This window comes from Nostoc sp. UIC 10630, from assembly GCF_010747425.1.
Classification (GTDB): domain Bacteria; phylum Cyanobacteriota; class Cyanobacteriia; order Cyanobacteriales; family Nostocaceae; genus Nostoc.
Genome location: NZ_JAAGOG010000302.1, coordinates 1 through 7,411, shown reverse-complemented (window position 1 = coordinate 7,411; position 7,411 = coordinate 1). Strand labels below are relative to the sequence as shown.

Genomic DNA, 7,411 nt, shown 5'->3' with positions numbered 1-7,411 from the left:
GTCAATGCCCCAAGCTACAAGAGTAATGTTTTAGAGTCGCCTGAGCTTTCAGGGGAAGCGGCTGATTCAATCAGACCTGCTTCAATAGTTCAAGGTCAGGCTTCGTCTCAAGAATTGGATGCGATTTTTGGGGGAGATTGAGCGAACAATATCTGAACAATAGCCGCCGCAGTTGTAGCTGTTAACTGTTAGGCGGCTTTTGTAGTCGCTATGTATTTTATTGGTAGTAATTTTGAGGGCTATTTTTTTCTTTTTCAGTTTTGGCTCAAAAAAACTGGCCAAACTTTTTGGCGTACTGTGCGTCAAAAAAAGATGGATTACAAAGTTTATGCGCTAATTAGCGTGTTTAAAACTCGTTGGCAAATATGGGGATAAATCGGGTGACTTTTGGGAATTATTGGGAATTATTGAGCTAATGAGAATTTGGTGACTGGAAGATGTTGAAGAGGTAAAAAAATCAGGGATGAATTTGAATTTGCGTTCTGTAGGATTGGGATATATTGAGTTTAATTGGTGAGAATTGGTGACAATCAAGAATTTGGGCGATTTTAGGTGTCATGCACAAAACAGCAAAATTAAAGCACAATTGTAATCTTTCACAAGATTTATTTACAAAGGCTGAAAGCATTACGGTATGGGCGTTTTCGCCTTTTCGGAATAATTCTTAATAAGGGGTCAAAAACGGGGTAAATTTTTGTAGATTTAATGTTGAGTCTTGGTTCTGTTTCAAGGAGAATGCTCAACGTTTACTTTGAAAGTGATCTAACTACGATAGCCGAGCGATCGCGCATCTTGTGGTCAACCTAATCCAAGATAGAATCAGGAACGAAAAAATTAAATTGATGATGAGCCAGGGGTAAGCGATGGAAGCCAAAAGCGAAGTGACAATAAAATTTAGTGGCTCACTACGGGGGTAAACGACCAACCGTACAGAAAGTTACGCTAATGCTGAAAGTCTTGCTGGACAAGCATTTTGCAAATCACTTTTTTTTGACCTCAATCATTGTGTCCAGCGTACATTCGGTCTACTACACTCCTTCAATATACAAGCGTAACTTTCTGCACGGTTGCTCATTTCACCCCTATACATAGTTGTAGACAGCTTGTCTACGTTGCCTAAACTTAAAGATTTTCTTGCGAATATCCCCGTTCTGGTGGCACATGACGGTGATGAATATGGCTTGGAATTAGCCGCAGCTATACAAAAAGAACTGCCCCATTCCCAGCCAGTAACCGCGCCTGATGATATGGACTGGAATGACCTGCTGTTGAGGCATTTGTTACAGGATAGGTTAAGGCAACAGGAGTCTAAAAAGTCAGATTTGGAATTGTGAACGAAGAAGCCGTTTTGGAGCATTAAGTTTGGCATCGATATCGGCTCGAACTGGCTTAAGTTGCCCTGCTTTAAACATACAACACTGTCAAAACAGGGAAGAGAACTGGTATTTACTCATTAGGTGTGCTTGACAAAGCACCAAATCATCGAGGAGCCGTGTGAGGTTAACATCTCATGCACGGTTTTGTAGCCGAGTCAGGAGGGTGACTTCCTGGCTTCCTGGCTTAGGCATCCATCTAAGTCTTGGAGTTGAGCGATCTTTAGGAAGATTTCGTCATTCAGTAATTTAGAGAGCCAAGAGCATTTACTCTTTATTATGTCCTTCTTCTATTAGGCATCGTAGGTGAACGGTATCTTCTCCAAAAACGCCTCCAAATTAACAACAGTAAAATAGCAATAATAAATCCGCCCAGAGTATATATCCCTTTAGTAGCTGGCATTAACCACCAGGGTTCTTGTGTAGTTGTTGGTGGTGGCGTATCCAGTTTCAAGTTAGATAACTTGATCAGGATAGACCTAACGGGGTTATCGTTCTTTTCGGCTAATCCTGGTAGTGCTGCAACAAACGAGCCAAAAGCCCATCCTCCCGCTAGGAGAGTAACGAAATTTTGAAAGTAGCGATCTCGTTCGGCTTTTTCTACTTCCACTCGACTACGAACAGCGTTAATAGTATCTGATTGTAATTTTAAAAATCGCTCTGAAATTTCTGAATCTTTTGTTATTTGTAAGCGATATTTATCCTTCACTAATCTACTAAATTCTGTAAAAAATTTTAAATCTGTTATTAAATTTTCTTGAATACGGGTAGTTTTTTGTTTAATTCTCCCTAAACGTTTTTCATAGTTACTTAAATTAATATCAATCGTAGCAATTTGTAAATCAAAAAGAGTTAACTGTTTTGTATACTCATTGAGTGTATTTTGAATATTTACTAACATTTCGTATAGAGTGTTTAACTCACTGTATTTATTTCTTGTTTGCTCAATATAATCATTGCCAGCTTTAATTGTACGAAAATAAGTTTGCAAAGAAAGTTTTACTTGACGACTTTGATTATAAGCCCAAAGTATCTTGTGACGATAGTAAAATAACCGCATCCAATCAGCATAAAATTTCCCAGATAGATTTAAGGTGTTTTCGTCAGGATATATGATGATAATAAAGTGTTGATGAGCTTGGATCAACTCAAAAATATTCGCTCCCAAAAAATACCCTTGTCCTTCTAAATACTCTTCCCAATCTAAACCAGGCATAATAGATTCATAGCAAGCCTGAGCAATTTCTTTATGACTTTTGGTGTGAGAGGGAGGTAGCCATCCAGAAAGCATCCAAGTTGCGCCAATATTACCTGTTTGGCCATTTAATATTTGCTCAATTTCAGATTTAACATTTGCAAAGCAATTAGTTGGTTGAACATCAACTTTATTCTTTAAAGCACAGTCTATCAGTAATCCATAACTATCATCAAGTAGCACAGGATAAAAATAACCATCATATTGCTGATTTTGAGATTTGAACTGTGCAGATATATTCTTCAACAGATGTACATACTCACTTACTAAATCATGGTTGTTTTCTATAAATAATGAGGAATCCACATAACCATAAAATTTATTATAAAAAAACTGTTGATTTTGCTCAATTTCTTTTTGAGTATCGCCTAAGCTATACTTCAAGTCATAGAGGAACAAGTCAATTGTAGGATTTATAATTTCGGTCATTCCATGAATTATTGAGATTTTTGCTTTAATTATTTTCTTGTTAAAAAAGAGACTGTACCGTGGTCAAAAACACAAAAATAAATTAATTAGATATAAATATTATTTACCGCTAATATGTTGGTTTAAAAATTGCTGAAATTGTTCAAAACGGCTTAATTTTTTAGTAGTTTCCGAAGGGTTAGGAGTTAACATCACTCTAATAGCCATATTGGTGATTTCACTACTTTTTAAGTCTGAGGGGCTAACTTGTAGAGGCGCACGAGCTATTAGCTGAGTTTGCGGAGTGGGTGCAGCTTGTTCTAATTCAATCTCTGTGGGTAAGAATTCTTGAGGAATTTTATCACCTAAATTTTCTAATTTAAATTTAAAAAATTGAAATCTTTGGTTCAAAGCTTTGTTGGCTTGAATCATTTGTAATAAACGCGGCTCAATCAATCTCTCCCAAGCTTTTGGATTAGCAGCAAGCTGTTCCGCAGCAAAAGATAAGTCAGATTTTTCTGTATCACTCAGAGGTGTTGCTGAATCCCTTAATGCCAGCAACAACGATAATAAAGTATTGTTAATCTTTAGGGTAATCATTGTAAAAATTTATCAAATTTTTGTTAGTCATGAAGGTGTAAGGATAGAAGTAGGCTTACATCCTTCTAGTCAAAGTTTTAGTTATTAGTTTGCATCTCTATTTTACTAACTAAATTGGTTAGCGATCATGAAAAGAGAATCGCTAGTAATCGGCATTAATCGCTACCCTACCTTAATGGAAACACCAAGCGATAGCCCGCCACATCTCAAAGCAGCAGCAACTGATGCAGAAGCCATAGCCCAAGTTCTGGAAACTTACGGCAATTTCAATGTTCAGCGTTTACCCGCTTACAGCCAAGATGGAGTTTGGTGCGTAGCTCCGCAAAAGCTTGTGAAAAAGACGGACTTGGAAACAGCCCTTGTTCAACTTTTCAATCCCTCTGGATACGAAATTCCTGATACAGCGTTGGTGTTCTTTGCTGGTCATGGATTACGTAAAAATCAGGGAGGAGTCTTAGAAAGCTTTTTAGCTACCAGTGATACTTATCCAGTTGGAGGAGACTGGGGGCTTTCCTTGGATTGGTTACGCAAACTTTTACAATCTTCTCCAGTTCGACAGCAAATTGTTTGGTTAGATTGTTGTTATAGCGGAGAATTACTCAATTTCCATGAAGCAGATCCAGGGATTGTAGGTGGTCAGAATAGATGTTTAATTGCTGCTTCCCGCAGTTCTGAATTAGCTTATGAGGATTTTAGTGGTGAACATGGGGTTTTTAGCAAAGCGTTATTATCAGCACTTAAGCCAGAAAACAACCCTGAAGGTTGGATAACAAATTACTCCCTTGTTGACTCAATTAATGAATATCTACAAACAGGCCCTCAGCGTCCTATTTTTCACAATACTGGGGGAGAAATTATCCTGACCGGGAAAAAAGAAAAAATTCACCATGTTATCCGAGAGAAAGAAATATGCCCTTATAAGGGATTAGCAGCTTTTGAGTTTAATGATGAAGACCCCAAATATTTCTACGGGCGCACTACTTTAATTGACACCCTTTTAGACAAAGTAAGACAATCAAATTTTGTGGCGGTAATAGGGGCTTCTGGAAGTGGGAAATCTAGTTTGGTGAAGGCGGGTTTACTGCATCAATTGAAGTTGGGGCAACGATTAGGCGGTAGCAAACAATGGGTGAGCAAAATTTTTCGTCCCGGAGAGCATCCCCTGAATAACTTAGCCAGAGTTTTTATAAAAAATATAAATTTACGACAAATTCAGGAGACTTGCATACAAACTGATAATGCTCAATCTCAGCTAGAAACAGCTATCCAATTCATTAACCAAGGTGCGATAGGATTAACCGCATTAGTCGAAACTACATTGCAAACTGTTCCTTTGCAAACCCCTATTTCTCATGGCTTTATTCTCGTCATTGATCAATTTGAAGAAGTTTTTACTCTCTGTCAGGATAAACAGGAACGACAAAAGTTTTTTGAGTACGTATTGGGAGCATTGAATAATCCGCATCTGACTGTGGTAATGACGATGCGGGCAGATTTTTTTGGTAAATGTGCTGAACAAGAATATGCAGGACTAGCGCAGAAAATTCAAGAAAATCTGGTCACTGTCACCCCAATGAATCAGCAAGAATTGACAGAAGCCATTACCAAACCTGCCGATTTAGTTGGATTGGAACTCCAACGGGAACTGGTAGAACAAATGCTGGCAGATGTAGCAGGTCGAAGTAGTTTACCTCTATTGCAATATACCTTAACTGAATTATGGCGTAAGCGCGAGGTTAATCGCTTAACCTTAGCAGAATACACTCGGCTCGGTGGAGTCAAAGGCACACTGCAAAGACGAGCGGATGAAATTTATGAGGCTCTTGAAGCGAAAACAGAACAACTGGTTGCCAAACGGATATTTATAGAGTTAACCCAGTTAGGAGAGGGAACAGAAGATACTTGCAGACAGGTGTCGAAAGCCGATTTAGTCAATGCTCAACAATCAGCAGTAGTAGTAGAACAAGTGCTAATGAAATTGACAGATGCCAGATTAGTAGTGACATCGGAACTACAAGCACGAGGAGAAAGTGAAAATACAGTAACAGTGGTGGATGTAGCTCATGAAGCATTGATTCGTCATTGGCCGAGACTGCGTTCTTGGGTGAGTGAAAACCGAGAAGCAATTCATCTTGAGCGCAAAATTGAAACAGCAGCCCAAGAGTGGTTAAAAAATGGCAAGAACAAGGATGATTTACTGCGGGGGTTAAAATTAGCGCAGGCAGAAGATTTTTTGAAAAGTCACGCTGACAGATTTCCTCTCAGCAGTTTGGCACAGGAATTGATTAAAGATAGCCGAGCTGAACATGATGAGCAGACGCGACAAGAGCAAAAACGCCGACAGCGAGAGCTACAACAGGAAAGAAAAGCCCGCCAAGCCGCTCAAACTAGAACTTTAGTGGCGCTGGCTTCAACATTTTTTGTGACGATAGCGGCAATTTTTGCTGTTGAAAAGTGGAAAGAAGCCCAACAGCAGTTTAATATTGCTCAAATGCAAAATAAGAATCTAAGCGCCACACTATCTTTAAATTCAAATTCCCAGCTAGATGCGCTCGTTGCTAACGTGGCAGCTGGAAAGCAGCTGCATAAACTCGAACAATTAATGAAAGTGACAGTAGATCCAGTGACTAAAATACCGATTGTAGCGAACTTGCGATACATAGTTGGTAAGATAACAGAGCAAAACCGTCTCATAGCTCATAAAAGTGAAGTTAATAGTGTAGCTTTTAGCCCAGACGGCAAGATGATTGCCTCTGCTAGTTGGGACAAAACTGTAAAATTATGGCGCACAGATGGTAGCTTAATTCACACCTTTATTGGGCATAAGGAAAAAGTTAATAGTGTGGCTTTTAGCCCAGACGGCAAGATGATTGCCTCTGCTAGTTGGGACAAAACTGTAAAATTATGGCGCACAGATGGTAGCTTAATTCACACCTTTATTGGGCATAAGGAAAAAGTTAATAGTGTGGCTTTTAGCCCAGACGGCAAGATGATTGCCTCTGCTAGTTGGGACAAAACTGTAAAATTATGGCGCACAGATGGTAGCTTAATTCACACCTTTATTGGGCATAATGATTGGGTTAAATATGTCGCCTTCAGCTCAAATGGCAAGATAATTGCTTCTAGCGGTCAAGACTTGACTATTAAATTATGGCGCACAGATGGCAATTTCATTACTACTTTTGAGGGGCATAAAAATACAATTAATGGTCTTAGCTTTAGCCCAGACAGCAAGACTATTGCCTCTGCTAGTTGGGATAATACTGTAAAACTCTGGCATATTGATAAGACTTTAGTGACTGACTTTATTGGGCATAGTAACTCAGTGTATAGTTTAGCTTTCAGCCCAGATGGCAAAACGATTGCTTCGGGTAGCGGGGACAAGACTGTAAAACTCTGGCGTACTGATGGCACTTTGCTCAAAACTTTTACTGACCATACTAGTTCAGTTCATAGCGTGGCTTTTAGCCCAGATGGCAAAACGATTGCTTCGGGTAGCGGGGACAAGACTGTAAAACTCTGGCGTACTGATGGCACTTTGCTCAAAACTTTTACTGACCATACTAGTTCAGTTCATAGCGTGGCTTTTAGCCCAGATGGCAAAACGATTGCTTCGGGTAGCGGGGACAAGACTGTAAAACTCTGGCGTACTGATGGCACTTTGCTCAAAACTTTTACTGACCATACTAGTTCAGTTCATAGCGTGGCTTTTAGCCCAGATGGCAAAACGATTGCTTCGGGTAGCGGGGACAAGACTGTAAAACTCTGGCGTACT

At 39.4% G+C, this 7,411-nt stretch carries 4 protein-coding genes; 2 read left to right on the top strand and 2 right to left on the bottom strand.

The window, feature by feature from the left end:
• Nucleotides 1–1,103: 1,103 nt before the first annotated feature.
• Nucleotides 1,104–1,334 (top strand): hypothetical protein, encoded by a 231-nt coding sequence (locus G1O98_RS35640; protein WP_207794525.1) that lies wholly within the window; start codon nucleotides 1,104–1,106, stop codon nucleotides 1,332–1,334.
• Between the two features lie 316 nt (nucleotides 1,335–1,650).
• On the opposite strand, the gene G1O98_RS35635 is transcribed toward G1O98_RS35640, so the two are convergent.
• On the bottom strand, nucleotides 1,651–3,057 hold the full coding sequence (locus tag G1O98_RS35635; RefSeq protein ID WP_163938814.1) for a hypothetical protein: 1,407 nt from the start codon (nucleotides 3,055–3,057) through the stop codon (nucleotides 1,651–1,653).
• 99 nt (nucleotides 3,058–3,156) lie between these two features.
• Complete coding sequence (locus G1O98_RS35630) at nucleotides 3,157–3,636, bottom strand: hypothetical protein (protein ID WP_163938811.1); 480 nt, start codon at nucleotides 3,634–3,636, stop codon at nucleotides 3,157–3,159.
• A gap of 127 nt (nucleotides 3,637–3,763) precedes the next feature.
• On the opposite strand from G1O98_RS35630, the gene G1O98_RS35625 reads away from it, so the two are divergent.
• Nucleotides 3,764–7,411, top strand: a 3,648-nt coding sequence (locus G1O98_RS35625) for a caspase family protein (RefSeq protein ID WP_163938808.1), incomplete at its 3' end; no start/stop codon positions are given.

Excerpts from the sequence above, each read along its gene's own strand:
- G1O98_RS35635 (WP_163938814.1), bottom strand. The coding sequence starts at position 3,057 with ATGACCGAAATTATAAATCCTACAATTGACTTGTTCCTCTATGACTTG.
- G1O98_RS35630 (WP_163938811.1), bottom strand. The coding sequence starts at position 3,636 with ATGATTACCCTAAAGATTAACAATACTTTATTATCGTTGTTGCTGGCA.